Below are 16,649 nucleotides of genomic sequence, written 5' to 3'. Positions count from 1 at the left end.
AGGATGCGGGAATCCTGACCGGTAACGTCCGGCAGGACGATCACAACCAGTGTCGAGGAGTATTCGCGATGAACATCGTCTCCACCCTCCGCAAACGTCGTGCAGCGGCCGCCACCGCCACGGTCGCCGCGCTCGCCCTCGCGCTCACCGCCTGTGGCAGCGACGACTCGGGCAGCGGTGGTAGCGAGGACAAGGCCGCGGCCGCCGGGATCACCCTGGTCAAGCCGGGCAAGCTGACCATCTGCACGCACCTGCCGTACAAGCCGTTCCAGTACAAGGACGGCACCAAGGTGGTCGGGTTCGACGTCGATCTGCTCGACCTGCTGGCCCAGGACCTCGGGCTGGAGCAGGAAGTGGTCAACATCGAGTGGGCCCAGGTCACCTCGGGCGCCGCGTTCCAGGCCAAGAAGTGCGACGTCGGCATGGGCGCGATGACGATCACCGACTCGCGCAAGGCCGCGATCAGCATCACCGACCCGTACATGGACGCCACCCAGGTGCTGCTGGTGAAGAAGGACGCGCCGTACAAGTCGCTGGAGGACCTGAAGGGCAAGAAGGTCGGGGTCCAGGCCGACACCACCGGTAAGGACTTCGCCACCGAGCAGTCGAAGAAGATCGGCTTCGAGGTGGTCGTGTTCAACGACCTCGCACTGCAGGAGAACAACGTCAAGTCCGGCCGCGTCGACGCCGGGATCAACGACAACGGCGTGCTGTACGACTTCGTCAAGGAGAACCCGGACACCGCGGTCGCGGCCGAGTTCGACACCGGCGAGCAGTACGGCTTCGGCGCGCTCAAGGACGGCAGCGGCCCGAAGCTGGTGGAGAAGTTCAACGCGCTGCTGAAGACCGCCCAGACCGACGGCAAGTACAACGAGATCTACAAGAAGTGGTTCGGGGTTGAGCCGAAGAAGTGAGCGCGCCCAACGACACGGTCGTCCGTAAGGGCCTGAGTCCGCGGCAGCGGGCTCAGCGCTCCCGCTACATCCAGTACGCCGTCCTGGTGGTGCTGGTCCTGGTCGCGGCGTTCTCCGCGGACTGGGGCCAGATCGCCAGCGTCTTCTTCAAGCCCGAGTACATCAAGTCGGCCTTCGCCGACGGTCTGCTGACCGCGCTGGTGAAGACGCTGGAGTACACCGCCGGCGCGTTCGTGATCGGTCTGCTCGGCGGCACGCTGCTGGCGCTGATGCGGCTGTCCAGCGTCGGCCCGTACCGGTGGATCGCGACGGCGTACATCGAGTTCTTCCGGGGTCTGCCGGCGATCGTGGTGTTCATCGCGTTCAGCCTGCTGCCGCTGGCCTTCGAGGGGATGACCATCCCGTTCGACCCGTACGGCGTGGTCTGGCTCGCGCTCGGCATCGTCGCCGCGGCATACATGGCCGAGGTGATCCGGGCCGGTATCCAGGCGGTCCCGAAGGGGCAGCTGGAGGCGGCCCGGTCACTCGGCATGCCGGCCGGCCTCGCGACCCGGAAGATCGTGCTGCCGCAGGCGTTCCGGATCGTGCTGCCGCCGCTGACCAACGACCTGATCCTGCTGGTCAAGGACTCGTCGCTGGTGTTCATCATCGGGACCAGCGCCTCGGCGTTCGAGCTGACCGGGTTCGGCCGCGACCTGGCCAACACGTACTCCAACCTGACCCCGCTGGTCACGTGCGGCTTCTGCTACCTGGTCATCACACTGCCGCTGGGCATCCTGGTCCGCCGGCTCGAAGCCAAGGCTGCGAGGGCCCGCTGATGGCACTGGTCGAGATCAAGAACCTGCACAAGTCCTTCGGCAGCAACCACGTCCTGCGCGGGATCGACTTCACCGTCGAGCAGGGTGAAGTGGTCTGCGTGATCGGCCCGTCGGGCTCGGGCAAGTCGACGCTGCTGCGCTGCGTCAACCTGCTCGAGGTCCCGCAGGAGGGTCAGGTGATCGTCCGCGGTGAGGACATCACCGACCGGGACTGCCACCTGGACGCCGCCCGGCAGCAGATCGGGATGGTGTTCCAGCAGTTCAACCTGTTCCCGCACCTGTCGGTGCTGGCCAACTGCACGGTCGCGCAGACGACCGTGCTGAAGCGCAAGGCGTCCGAGGCCGACCAGATCGCCCGGGCCAACCTGTCCCGGGTCGGCCTGGACGACAAGGTGACGGCCTACCCGGCGCAGCTGTCCGGCGGTCAGCAGCAGCGGGTCGCGATCGCGCGGGCGCTGTCGATGGACCCGGCCCTGATGCTGTTCGACGAGCCGACCTCGGCGCTCGACCCGGAGCTGGTCGGCGACGTCCTGACGGTGATGCGCAAGCTCGCCCTGGACGGGATGACGATGCTGGTGGTCACCCACGAGATGGCCTTCGCCCGCGAGGTGGCCGACCGCGTGGTGTTCATGGACGGCGGCGTGATCGTCGAGCAGGGCCCACCCGGCGACGTGATCGGCAACCCGCAGCAGCCCCGCACGCAGGACTTCCTGCGCCGGGTGCTGAACCCGACCCACGTCGAGCCGACGTAGTTCCTCGTACGACGAACGGCCGGTCCCCTGCCCAGGGGACCGGCCGTTCGTACGTTCAGGCGACGGCCGCCGCGAACACGTGCAGGCTGCCGGTCGACGGCAGCGTGATCAGCTCAACGGTCTTGGCCGGGTCGAGCGGAACCGAGTTGGCGAACACGCGGTACTGGTACTCCGCGTTGGCGTAGCCGCCCGGGGTGTTGCGGCCGGGCACGCCGATCACCTGGGTCGCGCCGTGCGCGCCGGCGTCCTGGAACGACCAGTTGGGGAACCCGAACGAGCCGGTGGACGACGTACCGTCGGCGTACCAGATCGTCACCGTGCCGACCGCGGCCTGGCTGGAGCCGGAGCCGAGCAGCACGAGTCGTTGCCCTTGGCCCGCGAACTGGACGGTCTGACCGCCGCCGGCCGCGTTGTCCTTCGTGCCCAGCTGGGCGTCCGGCCACGTCAGCGTCGCGCCGAGCGCGCTCACGGTCGAGCCTGGCGTCACCCCGGCCGCCGCCAGGCGCTGCGCCGCGAAGCTGTTGCCCTCGCCGTCGAAGTCGCCGGGCGCCGGGGTGGATTCGTTGGTGACCCCGACGTTGTTGAAGGCCGCCGCGAGGTTCGGCAACGGCGTACCGGACAGCTTGGCTTTATCGTCCTCGTCCTTTCGTGCTCAGCCGACCGGGGGCATGTCGGTCTCGCGGGAGTCCAGCCCGAGCCGTAGCTCCGACCAGCGGCCGCGGGTGAAGTCCGGTACGTTGACCGGGCGTCCGTCGCGCTTCAGGGACTCCACGCTCAGTGGCACCGGTGCGCACCAGGCGGCCGAGTCGTACACGTCGATGTCGGGCACCAGGCCGGCGCGCATCTGCTGCACGATCCGCCACTGGAGCACGTAGTCCATCCCGCCGTGGCCGCCGTTGTTCTCGGCGTCGTCGCCGATCTTCTTCCACAGCCAGTGGTCGAACTCCTGCCGGTACGGCGCGAAGTCGCGCCAGCTGTGGCCGCCGTGGTCGGGCTCCAGGTACACCCGGCCGCCGGTGCTGCCGACCGGGACGTAGTCCTCGAAGATGCCGCGGCTGCCGGCCAGGCTGTTGATCCGGCTGTACGGGCGCGGCGAGCTGACGTCGTGCTCGGCCCGGATCACCCGTCCCTTGGCGGTGTCGATCAGACAGGTGACCAGGTCGCCGTTGACGTACGTCTCGTTCCAGGACGGGTGCGAGCGCGGGATGTTGCGCTCGCGGTAGTCGGCCAGGCCGCGCGGCGCGGTCGCGGTGGCGCGCAGCGTGGTCATCCGGTCGCCGCGGTTGATGTCCATCGCCGCCGCGATCGGGGCCAGGCCGTGCATCGCGTAGAAGCTCGCCGTACTGCGGGTGTGCCACTTCCGCCGCCACGCGTCGGTGTAGTAGGTGTCGCTGAACAGCAGCTCCCGCAGGTCGTGCAGGTAGCCGCCGTGCCCGTTGGTGATCTCACCGAAAAGGCCCTCGTGGGCCATCTTCAGCATCGCGAGCTCGTTGCGGCCGTAGCTGCAGTTCTCCATCAGCCACAGGTGCCGGCGGGTCCGCTCGGAGGTGTCGACCAGGTCCCAGAGCTGCTTGAGCTCGGTCGCGATCGGCAGCTCGACCCCGACGTGCTTGCCGCCGAGCAGCGCGGCCTTGCCCTGCTCGTAGTGGAACTCCCAGGGCGTGGCGATGTAGACGAGGTCCACGTCGCTGCTGCGGACCAGATCCTTGTACGCCGACGCCGAGCCGCCGTACTCGGTCGGGCGCGGTTTGCCGAGCTGGACGAGCTTGTCACCGGCCGCTTTGGCCCGGTCGGCGCGGATGTCGCAGACGGCGGTGACGACCGCGCCGGGCACGGCCGCCCAGCCGGTCAGCATGCCGGCGCCGCGGTTGCCGAGACCGATCAGGCCGATCCGGACCGTCTCGTGCTCGGCGAAGGGGACGTCGACCATCGAGCGCTGGTTGGACCGGCGCTCGGCGGCGGCGGCCCGGGTGGACTGGCCGGCCGTCGTACCGGATGCGTTGGCGGCGGCCGATGCGCCGAAGGCGCCGGAGGCGGCGGCCGGTCCGGCGGCGCCGGCGGCGGCCAGGACGCCGGCGACTCCGGCGCCAAGCACGGTCCGGCGTGAGCTGGTGGGATCCACGGTGAACTCCTGTCGTCGGGCGGGGCGAGAAGAAGTGCGTGATATTGCTCGGTATCCCAGCATGCTCGACATCTACGCGCAATATGTCAGGGCAACCCAGATCGATCGGGGGCGGTTGTGCATTGCCGGGCCGCAGCGGGGAAGATGTACGCGGTGTGGGCCGACCCGCCCAGAGATCAGCCCGCCAGGGAGGCAGCAGTGAGCAACACCGGACAGGCCGCCGAGGTCCGCCTCAGCATCCCGGCCGACAGCGCCTACATCGCCGTACCGCGCTCGGTGGTCGGGAACCTCGCCGCCCGCAACGACTTCACCGTCGACGCGATCGACGACCTGCGGATCGCCGTCGACGAGGCCTGCTCGCTGCTGCTCCCGCAGGCCACCGACGGCGAGCTGGAGTGCGTCTTCGCGATCGACCCGCCACAGATCACCGTCCGGACGTCGGCCGTCGTGCCGGCCGGGTGGATGCCGGACACCGACTCGTTCGGGTGGACCGTGCTGACCGCGCTGGTGGAGTCGGCCGCCGCGGAGACCGTCGACGGCCGGCTGACCATCACCGTGACGGCGACCGCCACCGCCGCGGAGAAGGCGTGACCGACGAGCGATCCCTGGGCGAACCCCAGGAACCCAGCACCGACCTGCGCACCCGGACCGCCGAGCTGTTCGCCGCCCTCGGGGCCGCGCCGGCCGGCGACCCCGCGCACACCCTGGCCCGCGACGGCCTGGTCGCCCTGCACATGCCGCTGGTCGAGCACCTGGCCCGCCGGTTCCGCAACCGCGGTGAACCGTACGACGACCTGGTGCAGGTCGCGACGATCGGGCTGATCAAGGCCGTCGACCGGTTCGACCTGGAGCGCGGCGTCGAGTTCTCGACGTACGCGACCCCGACGATCCTCGGCGAGATCAAGCGCTACTTCCGCGACAAGGGCTGGGCGATCCGGGTGCCGCGCCGGCTGCAGGAGCTGCGGCTGTCGCTGACCGCGGCGACCGCGGAGCTGACCCAGGAGCTCGGCCGGGCGCCCACGGTCGCGGAGCTGTCGACGCGGCTGGAGCTGGCGCCGGACCTGGTGATCGAAGGGCTGGAGTCGGCGAACGCGTACAACACGCTGTCGCTGGACGCGCCGGACCAGAACGAGGCCGATGCGACGACGGTGCTGGACGGGCTCGGCGGCGAGGACGAGGCGCTGGAGAGCGTCGAGTACCGGGAGTCCCTGAAGCCGCTGCTGGCCCAGCTCGACACCCGCGAGAAGCGGATCCTGACGCTGCGGTTCTTCCGGGGCATGACCCAGTCGCAGATCGCCGAGGAGATCGGCATCTCGCAGATGCACGTGTCGCGGCTGCTCGCCCGGACGCTGACCGAGCTGAGGGCAGGCTTGCTCAAGGAATAGGAGTTCTAGAGCACTGGCGGGTGGTCGCGGGCCGGGTCGTCCTTGAGGGCCTCGGTGGAGGCCTTCTGGAAGATCGCGAGCAGTACACCGACCGCCGCCAGTGCCAGGACGACCGAGACCGGGCGGGTCGAGCCGCCCCAGAAGCTGTAGGCCATCAGGACCTGGATCAGCTGGGTGAAGACCGCCGGGCCGCGGCTCCACGTCGACGCGCGGAACAGCCCGCGGGCGATCAGCAGCAGGCCGCCCCCGTACGCGATCAGGAACACCGTGGTGGTCAGGCCGAGCCCCAACCGTCCGGAGTCGAGCGTTAACGCTTCGGCAAATCCGAGAACGGCGACCACGAGCCCTTCCGCAGCGACCACAGCCGCGGCTAACTTGAGCGGACGCGGTGCGGCTGTGGAGGAATCGGTCGGCACACCGCAAGCCTACGCGGCGGAGGTTCGGGCGTACTGGTGTGCCTGCCAGTACGACGGAACGTCCGTCGCTGGGCAACTCGAAGCCCCGGCGGACCGCTGTGAGGAGCGGTCCGGCGCTGGGCACGACGTACCTGGGCCCACCCCTGCCCCAGGTGCGGCGAAGGGTCGGAGAGCCTTTCCCCACAGGGATTCCAGGTTTTGCGTAACCCCGAGGCTGTTCGATCGGTTACTTGCAGTGAACGGGTGATCGCAGCTCAGGCCCCGCGTTCGGATAACGGACGGGGCGGTCCGCTCTGCACCGGTTCGGAACGTAAAGGAAGCGTTGTGATCGGATCGACAAGTCCATAACCCTTGTTTCGCCAGCGCGAGATTGGGAACATGGTGTCGTTCGTGAAAACGTTCACAACGCTTCGCACCACCCCCGTGCGATTACTTCCACGCTGATCGGGCACAGACCAGCCTTCAGCGTAATTCGACTACCGAGAGAGATGGGATTCGCCATGGATTGGCGCCACCGGGCCGTTTGCCTCGATGAGGACCCGGAACTGTTCTTCCCCATCGGCAACACCGGGCCCGCGATCATGCAGATCGAGGAGGCCAAGCAGGTGTGCCGCCGTTGCGACGTGCGTGAGCAGTGCCTGGCCTGGGCACTGGAAGCCGGCCAGGACCACGGTGTCTGGGGCGGCCTGAGCGAGGACGAGCGTCGTGCGCTGAAGCGCCGCAACGCCCGGGCCCGCATCCGCACCGCCTGACGCAGCAACACGATGGGGCCCCGCGGGATCCGCGGGGCCTTTTGATTTCCCCGTTGCCCCAGGCCCCCACGCTGGCTGCGAAGAACCATGGGTCACCACCAACAGTTGAAGTCCCCCACGGTTGTTCACAACCAACGAACAGACAAAACAACAGCAACCACCACCGCCCACCCCCGAAGCCAAAGGTGACGAGGGCAAAGACCCACCCCAAGGTGACGCCTGCTGACTTCTCGCCCAACAGCGTGCCTGTACCTGACAGTCGGCGGAAGCAGGCGAGAAGGACACAGGTGGCACCTACCCGCACCCAACCGCCAACCCGCAGCCGGCGCCGCGAGGCTGGAACCACCCGCACCCGCCCTACGTACGCCAACCCCAGCCGCTCAGCCGACAAGCAACCCCGGCCCCGGCGGACGCCGTACAAGCAACCCCAACCCCAGCCGGTCCCTCCGCCGCCTCAGTCTTTGATCGGCAGATCCAGCACCACAGTCGTCCCCGGTCCACCGCGTCGACCGTGGAACTCGAGCGTCCCGTCCAGCTCCCCCAGCACCAGCGTCCGCACGATCGACAACCCGAGATTCCCCGAGGTCTCCGAGTCGAACCCCTCCGGCAACCCCTTGCCGTCGTCCGTGATGACCACATGCAACCGCCCCACCGACCGATTCGCCTCGAGCTCGATCGTCCCCGTGACTTCCTCCCCCTCACGCAACCCGAAAGCATGCTCAACCGAGTTCTGCATCAACTCCGTCAGCACCATCGCCAGCGGAGTCGCCACTTCGGAGTCGAGCACCCCAAAAGACCCCGCCCGCCGGATCGACACCGCCGTAGCGACAGTCGACACATCAGCCACCATCGCCGCCACCCGATCAGCCACATCGTCGAAGTCGACGTGCTCGTCGAACGACTCCGACAACGTCTCGTGCACGATCGCAATGGACCCCACCCGCCGCACAGCCTCCGCCAGCGCCGCCTGTCCCTCCGGCACCGTGATCCGCCGTCCCTGCATCCGGAGTAACGCGGCGACGGTCTGCAAGTTGTTCTTCACACGATGGTGAATCTCCCGGATGGTCGCCTCCTTGGTGACCAGCTCCCGCTCCCGGCTCCGCAGCTCGGTCACGTCCCGGAGCAGGATCAGCGCACCCACATGCTCGCCGGCGGCCCGCAGCGGGATCGCGCGCAGGAACAGCGTCGCGTCCGCGTTCTCGATCTCGAGCTCCTTGGCGGCCCGCCCGGTCAGCACCGACGCGAGCACGTCGTCGACCTTGTGCCCGGTGTGCAGCAGCTCCCCGGTCACGTCCTTGAGCCGGCTCCCGACCAGATCGGTGACGAGTCCCATCCGCCGGTACGCCGACAACGCATTGGGGCTGGCGAACGTCACCATTCCGTGCCGATCGACCCGGATGCACCCGTCCCCGACCCGGGGCGTGGTGGACAGCAGCCGCTCCCCGCCGTACGGGAAGATGCCGTCGGTGATCATCCGGGCCAGGTCGGTCGCGCTCTGCAGGTAGGCGATCTCGAGCCGGGACGGCGTCCGGACGCCGAGCAGGTTGGTGTTGCGGGCGATCACCGCGATCACCCGGTCGCCGCGCCGGACCGGGATCGTCTCGACCCGCACCGGGACGTCGTCGCGCCACTCGGGGTCGCCTTCGCGGCAGATCCGGCCGCCGTCGTAGGCCTGGTCGAGCAGCGGCCGCCGGTCGCGCGGGATGAAGCTGCCGACGATGTCGTCCAGGTACGCCGTCGGCCCGGTGGTCGGCCGCATCTGCGCACCGGCCCAGAAGCCGAGGCCCTCGGTGTCGGGCAGCCAGAGCACCAGGTCCGCGAAGGACAGGTCGGCGAGCATCTGCCAGTCCGAGACCAGCAGCTGCAGCCGGTCGAGGTCGGCGGAGTCCAGGGTGGTGTGGTTACGGGCCACGTCGCTCAGGGAGGGCACCCACCTGAGCGTAGTCGTAGCACCCGGCTCGACAGATTCGCGCATTGGGTGTTGATTGATCTGTGCCGAACCACGGTTCGAGTGAAAGGATGTTTTGGTGGAGTCGACGTCGTACTGGCAGGACGTGATGGCCGCGGACTATGCGGTCCCGCACGACCGTGGGCTGAGCGACCTCACCGAGGAGCTGGTCCGGGGCCTGGCCAGTACGAACCCGCAGATCCGCGACGCCCTCGCGTACCCTACGCTGGCCACCTGGCTCGAGCGTGGCGTGTACGACGACCTGCTGCCCGGTTTCGGTGACGGGCTCTGCGCCGGGCTGAACTACGGGCTCGGCGAGGACGGCACCGACACGGTGTTCCGGCGCTCGTTCACGGCGCTGACGCTGGCCGAGGTGATCCACCGCGACAACGCGGAGTTCCTGGTCCACGACGAGGTCGTGATGCGCTGGGGCGACCGGCTGGCGACCTGGCTGCTGCGTGAGCGGGACCTGCGCGGCTTCGTCCCGGACTCGGGCTGGGCACACACGGTGGCGCACGGAGCCGACGCGATCGGCGCGCTGGCGCGTTCCCGGCACTGCGACGCCGGCGTCCTGCGCGCGCTGCTCGACGTACTGGCCGACCGGATCGTCAAGGACACCCAGTACCGCTGGGTGCACGAGGAGCACGACCGGGTCGCGCACGCGGTGATGACGATCCTGCACCGCAACATGCTGACCAGCGACGAACTGGAGCGCTGGCTGAAGCCGGTCGCGGCGACGGCGGCGCAGCAGCCGATGATGCACGAGACGCTGCCGGAGTGGCCGACGCCGAACGTGTTCAACGCCCGCGGCGTGCTGCACGTGCTGCTCAGTCAGCTCGCGATCGGCGTGAAGGGCTTCCCGATCCCGGGCGACGACGACCTGTTCGGCCGCCCGATCGAGTCTCGCGCGGACCTGCTGCTGATGGTCACCGAGGCGGTCCGCGCCTCGCAGCCGTACATCTACCGGCCGGCGCCGAGCAGCAGTTAGTGCCCCGCGTCGGAAGTTGTGTTAGCGATAGCGGTGTCCAGGTGCGTGCCTCGCGGTGGCGGAGGGGCGGCCTCGATGTTTTCCATCGTGGCCGTTCCTCCGCTGCCGCGAGGTGCGTGCCTGGGCGCCGGTAGCGCAACAGAACTTCCGACGCGGGGCACTAGCGGAGTACGGCGACCGTCGCGATCACCGCGCGGTGGTCGGTGCCGTCGATCTCGTACGTCTTGAACCGGCTCGGCTCCACCCCGACGCCGGCCACGACGTGGTCGATCTGCGTCCGCGCGAACACCGGCCGGTCGGCGGGCCAGGTCCCCTGCAGTCCCTCCCCCACGGCCGGGCCGACGCTGCGGCAGTTCTTGCCGAGCGCGTCCCGGAAGTCCGCGTGGTCGGTGGTCGCGTTGAAGTCCCCGGCGACGATCGTCGGTGCGTCGGACGAGCACCACTTCCGCAGTACGACGAGGTCCTGCTTCCAGGTGCTCATCTCGGACGGCAGCGGCGGGTAGCCGTGGTAGGCGATCAGCCGCAGCTTGCCGAGCGTCCCGCCGGTGACGACGATGTGCCCGAACCGGGTCGTCGTCTGCTGCACGACGCCCGCCTTGTCGAGCGCCGGCTTGCCCTCGGGCGCGGCACCGTTCGGCACCACGGCGTTCACCCGGCCGGGGTCGAGGGTGTCGGCGGTGAAGGCGACCTTGCCGAGCGAGCTCGCCACCAGCACGCTGGTCGCGCTCTCCGGTGCGGCGTTCGCCTGCACCGTGTACCCGTGGTAACCGAGCCCGTCGAGCTGCTGCTGGATCTGCTCGCGGACGTCGACCTGTGCCTCGGGCAACGACACCAGGTCGGGCCGCTGGGAGCGGATCAGCTTGCCGACCTCCTCCGGGTCGGCGCCGCCGCCGAGCACGTTCGCGACCATCACGGTGAGCGCCCGTGATCCCGGTTCGGGCGGCTTCGGGTCGGAGATCGCCCGCGGCGCGGTCAGCGCGGCACCGGTCAGCACCAGCAGCACGACCAGGGCCGACGCGAGCCGCCAGCTTCGGCGTACGAGCATCAGGAGGGCCAGGACGAGGACCAGCCCGAGCAGCTGCGGACGGAAGGCGACCAGCTGCGGGAACGGCGTCACCTCGTCCAGCCCGAACAGCTCGGGATAGAGCGGTACGGCAACGACCAGCAGGAACAGGGTGGACAGCACGACGCTGCGGACCCGCCAGGCGGTTTCGTTGTCCATCAGTGTCCCCCTACGTCTAGTCGCGTTCCATCAGCGAACGGTAGCGTTCACCGTTGCGCCAGCCTGTGTCCCCGAGGAGGTTGCTGTGTCCAAGCTGTCCGCGGTGAGACCCGCGTACTGGATCGCCGGCGTTCTGCTGGCGGCCTCAGTCGTGGTTCCTCTCCTGGTCTCCACCTATGCCAAGGACGAACCCCGGTTGTGGGGTTTTCCGTTCTTCTACTGGTACCAGCTGCTCTGGGTGTTCATCTCCGCGATCACGGTGAGCATCGCGTACTGGCTGGTGACCGGTGAGGAAAAGAAACGACGCGCCGCCGAGGGTCTGGGCGCGGTCAAGGAGGGCGACCGGTGAAGCACGTCGACTGGGTCCAGCTGATCATCGTCGTGGTGATCTTCGTCGCGGTCACCGTGATGGGGTTCATGGCGGCCCGCTGGCGCAAGACCGGTGAGCTGGACAGCCTGGACGAGTGGGGCCTGGGTGGGCGGGGCTTCGGCACCTTCATCACCTGGTTCCTGCTCGGTGGCGACCTCTACACGGCGTACACGTTCGTCGCGGTGCCTGCCGCGATGTACGCGACGGGTGCGATCAGCGGCTTCTTCGCGGTGCCCTACACGATCGTGGTTTACCCGATCATCTTCGTGTTCATGTCCCGGTTGTGGTCGGTCTCGCACCGCAACGGCTACGTGACCCCGGCCGACTTCGTCGGTGGCCGCTACGGAAGCCGGGGACTGTCGCTCGCGGTGGCAGTGACCGGCATCCTGGCCACGATGCCCTACATCGCGCTGCAGCTGGTCGGCATGCAGGCCGTCTTCGAGGTGATGGGCCTCGGCGGCGACAACCTGCTGGCCAAGGACCTGCCGCTGCTGATCGCGTTCGCGGTGCTGGCGGCGTACACGTACTCCTCGGGCCTGCGGGCGCCGGCGATGATCGCGTTCGTCAAGGACGGCCTGATCTACCTGGTGATCGGCGCCGCGATCCTCTACCTGCCGGGCCAGCTCGGCGGCTGGGACAGCATCTTCGACGCCGCCCAGACCAAGATGCAGACGCCGTCGCCGACCACCGGGCAGCCGATCGGCGCGTTCATCCCGGGCGAGGCCGGCTACTCGTCGTACTGGACGCTGGCGCTCGGTTCGGCGATGGCCCTGTTCATGTACCCGCACTCGGTGACCGCGGTGCTGTCGACGAAGAACCGCAACGTCGTACGCCGCAACGCCGCGATCCTGCCGGCGTACTCGCTGCTGCTCGGCCTGCTCGCGCTGCTCGGCTTCATGGCGATCAAGGCGAACGTCGACATCAAGGGCCTGGACGGCCTGGCCAACCCGCAGCTGGCGATCCCGCGGCTGTTCGACCAGGAGTTCCCGGCCTGGTTCGCCGGGATCGCGTTCGCGGCGATCGCGGTCGGTGCGCTGGTGCCGGCGGCGATCATGTCGATCGCGGCGGCGAACCTGTTCACCCGCAACATCTACCGCGACTTCCTGAAGCCGGACGCGACACCGGCCCAGGAGGCCAAGGTCTCCAAGCTCGCCTCGCTGCTGGTGAAGTTCGGCGCGCTGGTGTTCGTGCTCGGGATGGACAAGACGATCTCGCTGAACCTGCAGCTGCTCGGCGGGATCTGGATCCTGCAGACCTTCCCGGCGATCGTGGTCGGCCTGTTCACCCGGTGGTTCCACCGGTGGGCGCTGCTGGCCGGCTGGGCGGTCGGCATGGTCTGGGGCACCATCACGGCGTACAACGTGGTGAACCCGGCGACCGGCAAGCACTTCGGCGGTTCGCTGGCGATGATCCCGTTCACCGACACCAAGGTCTACATCGGCCTGACGGCGTTCGGGCTGAACCTGGTCGTCGTGCTCGTGCTGACGGTCGTCCTGCGGGCGCTGAAGGTGGCCGAGGGCACCGACTCGACGCACCGCACCGACTACACGGCCGACGCCGGGGACCCGGGCGTGAAGGACCTGGACGAGCTGCTCGACGAGGGTGGCGCGACCGCGAAACCCTGACCTGGTTGGCTTTTCCGGCGGGCGGTTCCTCCTCGGAGGGACCGCCCGTCACGCTTTGCGGTTATGTCGACACGCTCAGGAGTGTCATGTTGCCCGGATCCGGGCAACCGGCGGGGCAGAATCGCGAGGGTGCTGCTGGTCCTGCTCGTCATGGTGCTGGCCGCGGGAGCGGCGTTGCTCACCGGCGGCCGGCTCGTTCGCCTGGCCGACAGCAGCCTGGCCGGCCTGCACTGGCTGGCCGCAGCAGCCACCGGCCAGCTCCTCGGCTCGGTCACCGGCGGCATCGCGTACCCGGTCGGCCTCATCGGCTCGGCCGTCTGCATCGCGGTCTTCCTGCGCCAGAACCTGCGCCACCCCGGCGTCGCCCTGCTGGCGCTGGGCTTCACGGCGAACGCGCTGGTCGTCGTACTGAACGGTGCGATGCCGGTCTCCCGCGAAGCGCTCGGCCAGGCAGGCCTGACGACCTTCGTCGTCGACCCTCGCCACGAGCTCGCCGACGCGCGGACCCTGCTCCCCTGGCTCGGCGACGTCGTACCGGTCGCCCTCCCCTGGCTCGGCCAGGCCGTCAGCCCCGGCGACGTCCTGATCGCCGCCGGCGCCGGCCTCCTCCTGTACGCCGGCCTCGGCGGCACCGGCCGCGTCCCGGCCGACCGTGCCCCTTCGTGGGCCGAACTAGAAGCGGAACCCGCGCCCGACCACCCGGCGCAGTGACTCCACCACCACCGGGTCGTACTCCGCCCCGATCCCCAGCCCGATCGACTCCATCGCCTTCTCCGGCGACTGCCCCGACCCCTCGCCGACCAGCTGCTCGTAAGCCAAGGCGACGTTGACGATCCCGCTCTCGACGGGGATCTGCGAGTTGTTCGCCCGGCCTTGCCGGTAAGGGTCGCTGGAGTGCCGCACGATCTCGGCGACGTGATCCAGGACGCCGGACCGCTCGATCACCGAGGCCCCGATCTCCGCCGCCTGCTGGCGCTCGGCGCGGTTCCGCAGCAGCGACGCGCCGCCCGGGCTGGGATCGGCGAGCGCGAGCTGACCGACACCGGACAGCAGGGCGGCGTACTCGAGGGCTTCCATCCGGTCGGGACGCAGCCCGAGGTCGTTGCCGATCGCCACCGCGACACTGGCCGTCCTGGCGTTCTGGCCGGGGCTGCTGAAACCGGCGATCTCGGTACTGCGGGCCATCGACCGGACCGTCGCACGGTAGGTCCGCCGCGCGGAGGCGAAACGGCGGAACGCGAACTGCGTCAGCAGCAGCGGGACAACCACGAGCGGCAGACCCCACAGCCCGATCAGCGAGGTCCCGATCGCCAGCAGGATCGCGCTGATGCCCATCGCCATCCCGATCCGCGCGGCCATCACGACCTCGTCGCGCAGCGCCGAGGGAAAGGGCTGGTTGAGGGTCTCGGTCGCCTGCCCCGCACCGATCAGCGCGTCGACGGTCGCGGCCGCCAGAACGCCGAGCAGCATCGCCCCGGTCAGCGCGACCGCATGAGTCGCGGAGCCGCTCCAGTACAGATCCCCTGGTACGACGGCCGTGAACACCGCCGCCGCGCAGGCCACCGAGAGGACCCGGCGGCAGGACACCGCGAGATCCCAGCGCAGGCCCACGAACATCCGCGGTACGACGCCGGCCAGCGTGGCCAGCCCGGTCACCGCCACCACCTGCGCGACGTCCGGGGGAAGACCGACCTCCGGCGGCCGGAGCAGCGCGTACCCGAGGGCGGCGCTGGTGGCGATCGGCGCGCGGTTCCGGCTGCTGTCGACCCGGAACTGGACCATCTCGCCGACCGCGATCAGGACACCGAACGCCAGCGCGTACTGCCATTCGGTGATGCCGTTGCGAATCGTCACACCCAGCGCGGAGACACCGAGGACCGCGCCGGCCAGCAGGATCACGAAGCCGCTGCCGACCAGCCGTGGGACGCTCGTCTCGGGATCGGTCATCACGACTCCGTCGGTCCCGCGGCCGAGCCGGAGGCGCCACCGCTGGTGCCCAGGCTGAGGTCGTCGTGGTCGATCCCGGCCTTGACGGTGCCGTCCGGCGCGGGCTGGTCGGCGGCGGCCGCCATCCAGCCCTCGGTCCGGATCACCTGGATGAAGTCCGCGACCAGGTGCGGGTCGAAGTGCGAGAACCGGTCGGCGTGCAGGATCTCGAGGGTCTCCTCGATGCTGCGCGCGGGCCGGTACGAGCGGGTCGAGGTCAGGCTGTCGAACGCGTCGACGATGCCGATGATCCGGGCGAAGTACGGGATGTTCTCGCCGCTCAGGCCGGCCGGGTACCCGGTGCCGTCGTACTTCTCGTGGTGGTGCAGCACGGCCGACTTCACTTCCTCCAGGAAGGGGATGCTGCCGATCAGCTCGACACCCCGCGCGGGGTGGAGCCGGATCGCGTCCATCTCGAAGTCCTCCAGCCGGCCGGGCTTCTGGATGATCCTGGTCGGTACGCCGACCTTGCCGACGTCGTGCAGCAGCCCGGCGTGCTCGAGGGCCTGCTGCCGGTCCTCGCCGAGCTTGAGATGCCGGCCGAGCATGCCGACGCCGGTGCTGACCCGTTCGGAGTGGCCACGGGTGTAGAGGTCCTTGGTCTCGATGACCTGGATGAACGCCCGCATCGTCGCGGCCTGGGCGTCCCGCTCGGCCTGGTACAGCGACAGGGTCCAGCGCGCGACCAGCAGCGGTACGACGACCAGCAGGATCGCGCCGACGCCGAGCCCGCCGATCCAGACCACCGCGAGCAGCACCCCGAGCAACCCGTACCCCGTCAGGGGAAGCACCGTGGGCGCGGCGACCTTCCGCAGGAAGGTGAGCGGCGACGTCGCGCCGTGATCGAGCCAGAGCACCAAGCACATCAGCAGCGCGTTCGCCGCCAGCCAGGCGATGATCGCGGCCGTCGCCGCGATCAGCGCACGCCCAGGTGACTCCAGCACCTCAGCTTTGCGGACCCCGCCCATCCCGACGTAGACACCGGCGGCAGCGGTCGCGCAGAGCACAGCCTGCGCGCCGTTGAACACCCGTCGCATCAGCGGGAGCCGACGATCCTGCGTCAACGGCAGCAACACCGAGACCACCACGGCCGCGGCAGGACCGGACAGCAGGAACAAAGCGATGTGAACAACGTAGTCCAGCGAAGCTCGGACCGGCCCGACCCGGGACCGGAGCAGCACGCCGACCAGCAGCAGAAGGCCCAAGGTCACCGTCGGGACGTCCGGCCTGGCATGAACCAGCGCGATCACGAGCACCACGGCGGCGACGCCAGCACTGAACGCCACCGTGAGTCGGAGCGGCCAGCGGCTGTTCACTCGCGAACCTTATCCTTCACCACTCCCAGCCGTCA

At 69.3% G+C, this 16,649-nt stretch carries 17 protein-coding genes; 10 read left to right on the top strand and 7 right to left on the bottom strand.

Annotation, left to right across the window (positions count from 1 at the left end; all coding sequences use genetic code 11):
* The first annotated feature begins 68 nt into the window (after positions 1-68).
* From ACZ6Z4_RS30915 to ACZ6Z4_RS30905, 3 genes are read left to right on the top strand one after another with little or no spacing between them, the layout of a single operon-like run.
* Positions 69-914 (top strand): ABC transporter substrate-binding protein, encoded by an 846-nt coding sequence (locus ACZ6Z4_RS30915; RefSeq protein WP_465572172.1) that lies wholly within the window; start codon positions 69-71, stop codon positions 912-914.
* Positions 911-1,732, top strand: a complete 822-nt coding sequence (locus tag ACZ6Z4_RS30910; protein WP_465572169.1) for an amino acid ABC transporter permease — start codon at positions 911-913, stop codon at positions 1,730-1,732. The genes ACZ6Z4_RS30915 and ACZ6Z4_RS30910 overlap by 4 nt, the downstream gene beginning before the upstream one ends.
* Positions 1,732-2,484: an amino acid ABC transporter ATP-binding protein gene (locus tag ACZ6Z4_RS30905; protein WP_363664897.1), complete on the top strand. Its 753-nt coding sequence runs from the start codon at positions 1,732-1,734 to the stop codon at positions 2,482-2,484. The genes ACZ6Z4_RS30910 and ACZ6Z4_RS30905 overlap by 1 nt, the downstream gene beginning before the upstream one ends.
* Before the next feature lie 55 nt (positions 2,485-2,539).
* On the opposite strand, the gene ACZ6Z4_RS30900 is transcribed toward ACZ6Z4_RS30905, so the two are convergent.
* Positions 2,540-3,091 (bottom strand): hypothetical protein, encoded by a 552-nt coding sequence (locus tag ACZ6Z4_RS30900; RefSeq protein ID WP_465572164.1) that lies wholly within the window; start codon positions 3,089-3,091, stop codon positions 2,540-2,542.
* A gap of 45 nt (positions 3,092-3,136) precedes the next feature.
* Positions 3,137-4,606 (bottom strand): Gfo/Idh/MocA family protein, encoded by a 1,470-nt coding sequence (locus ACZ6Z4_RS30895; RefSeq protein WP_465572161.1) that lies wholly within the window; start codon positions 4,604-4,606, stop codon positions 3,137-3,139.
* Positions 4,607-4,804: 198 nt separating this feature from the next.
* Between ACZ6Z4_RS30895 and ACZ6Z4_RS30890 the strand changes: the two genes are divergently transcribed.
* Together ACZ6Z4_RS30890 and ACZ6Z4_RS30885 are read left to right on the top strand one after the other, a co-directional pair.
* On the top strand, positions 4,805-5,197 hold the full coding sequence (locus ACZ6Z4_RS30890) for an ATP-binding protein (RefSeq protein ID WP_465572158.1): 393 nt from the start codon (positions 4,805-4,807) through the stop codon (positions 5,195-5,197).
* A complete protein-coding gene (locus ACZ6Z4_RS30885; protein WP_465572155.1) occupies positions 5,194-5,991 on the top strand; it encodes an RNA polymerase sigma factor SigF in 798 nt (265 codons plus the stop codon). The genes ACZ6Z4_RS30890 and ACZ6Z4_RS30885 overlap by 4 nt, the downstream gene beginning before the upstream one ends.
* A 5-nt stretch (positions 5,992-5,996) precedes the next feature.
* Here ACZ6Z4_RS30885 and ACZ6Z4_RS30880 read toward each other — a convergent pair whose 3' ends face one another.
* A complete protein-coding gene (locus ACZ6Z4_RS30880; protein ID WP_465572152.1) occupies positions 5,997-6,407 on the bottom strand; it encodes a hypothetical protein in 411 nt (136 codons plus the stop codon).
* A 500-nt stretch (positions 6,408-6,907) separates the two neighbouring features.
* Here ACZ6Z4_RS30880 and ACZ6Z4_RS30875 point away from each other — a divergent pair, with 500 nt between their 5' ends.
* Positions 6,908-7,159 carry a WhiB family transcriptional regulator gene (locus ACZ6Z4_RS30875; RefSeq protein WP_012922773.1) on the top strand — a complete coding sequence of 84 codons (252 nt, stop codon included), beginning with the start codon at positions 6,908-6,910 and terminating at the stop codon, positions 7,157-7,159.
* Between the two features lie 454 nt (positions 7,160-7,613).
* Here the strand turns inward: ACZ6Z4_RS30875 and ACZ6Z4_RS30870 are convergent, their stop codons facing one another.
* Entirely contained in the window at positions 7,614-9,089 is a 1,476-nt protein-coding gene (locus ACZ6Z4_RS30870) for a sensor histidine kinase (RefSeq protein WP_465572145.1), read from the bottom strand.
* Between the two features lie 97 nt (positions 9,090-9,186).
* Between ACZ6Z4_RS30870 and ACZ6Z4_RS30865 the strand changes: the two genes are divergently transcribed.
* Complete coding sequence (locus ACZ6Z4_RS30865) at positions 9,187-10,095, top strand: DUF2785 domain-containing protein (protein ID WP_363664905.1); 909 nt, start codon at positions 9,187-9,189, stop codon at positions 10,093-10,095.
* Positions 10,096-10,255: 160 nt separating this feature from the next.
* Here the strand turns inward: ACZ6Z4_RS30865 and ACZ6Z4_RS30860 are convergent, their stop codons facing one another.
* On the bottom strand, positions 10,256-11,317 hold the full coding sequence (locus ACZ6Z4_RS30860; RefSeq protein WP_465572138.1) for an endonuclease/exonuclease/phosphatase family protein: 1,062 nt from the start codon (positions 11,315-11,317) through the stop codon (positions 10,256-10,258).
* Between the two features lie 85 nt (positions 11,318-11,402).
* On the opposite strand from ACZ6Z4_RS30860, the gene ACZ6Z4_RS30855 reads away from it, so the two are divergent.
* The 3 genes from ACZ6Z4_RS30855 to ACZ6Z4_RS30845 all read left to right on the top strand — a co-directional run bounded on the left by ACZ6Z4_RS30855 (position 11,403) and on the right by ACZ6Z4_RS30845 (position 14,023).
* On the top strand, positions 11,403-11,666 hold the full coding sequence (locus ACZ6Z4_RS30855) for a DUF3311 domain-containing protein (protein ID WP_465572135.1): 264 nt from the start codon (positions 11,403-11,405) through the stop codon (positions 11,664-11,666).
* Complete coding sequence (gene mctP, locus ACZ6Z4_RS30850; protein ID WP_465572132.1) at positions 11,663-13,312, top strand: monocarboxylate uptake permease MctP; 1,650 nt, start codon at positions 11,663-11,665, stop codon at positions 13,310-13,312. Before ACZ6Z4_RS30855 ends, mctP begins: the two co-directional genes overlap by 4 nt.
* 129 nt (positions 13,313-13,441) lie before the next feature.
* A complete protein-coding gene (locus ACZ6Z4_RS30845) occupies positions 13,442-14,023 on the top strand; it encodes a DUF5317 family protein (RefSeq protein WP_465572129.1) in 582 nt (193 codons plus the stop codon).
* Here ACZ6Z4_RS30845 and ACZ6Z4_RS30840 read toward each other — a convergent pair.
* The gene (locus ACZ6Z4_RS30840; protein ID WP_465572126.1) at positions 13,985-15,259 is read right to left on the bottom strand and encodes an HD-GYP domain-containing protein; all 1,275 of its coding nucleotides are present in this window, start codon (positions 15,257-15,259) and stop codon (positions 13,985-13,987) included. The genes ACZ6Z4_RS30845 and ACZ6Z4_RS30840 overlap by 39 nt on opposite strands.
* Positions 15,259-16,614: an HD-GYP domain-containing protein gene (locus ACZ6Z4_RS30835; RefSeq protein WP_465572123.1), complete on the bottom strand. Its 1,356-nt coding sequence runs from the start codon at positions 16,612-16,614 to the stop codon at positions 15,259-15,261. Before ACZ6Z4_RS30835 ends, ACZ6Z4_RS30840 begins: the two co-directional genes overlap by 1 nt.
* Between the last annotated feature and the right edge of the window lie 35 nt (positions 16,615-16,649).

The sequence above is a fragment of the Kribbella sp. NPDC104740 genome (genome assembly GCF_055583505.1).
Note: the sequence above shows the minus strand (reverse complement) of the source record. Positions and strands in the feature narration are given on the sequence as shown.

Bases quoted from the DNA above. Each gene is read 5' to 3' on its own strand.
- ACZ6Z4_RS30915 (WP_465572172.1), top strand. From the start codon at position 69: ATGAACATCGTCTCCACCCTCCGCAAACGTCGTGCAGCGGCCGCCACC.
- ACZ6Z4_RS30905 (WP_363664897.1), top strand. From the start codon at position 1,732: ATGGCACTGGTCGAGATCAAGAACCTGCACAAGTCCTTCGGCAGCAAC.
- ACZ6Z4_RS30875 (WP_012922773.1), top strand. From the start codon at position 6,908: ATGGATTGGCGCCACCGGGCCGTTTGCCTCGATGAGGACCCGGAACTG.
- ACZ6Z4_RS30860 (WP_465572138.1), bottom strand. From the start codon at position 11,317: ATGGACAACGAAACCGCCTGGCGGGTCCGCAGCGTCGTGCTGTCCACC.
- ACZ6Z4_RS30840 (WP_465572126.1), bottom strand. From the start codon at position 15,259: ATGACCGATCCCGAGACGAGCGTCCCACGGCTGGTCGGCAGCGGCTTC.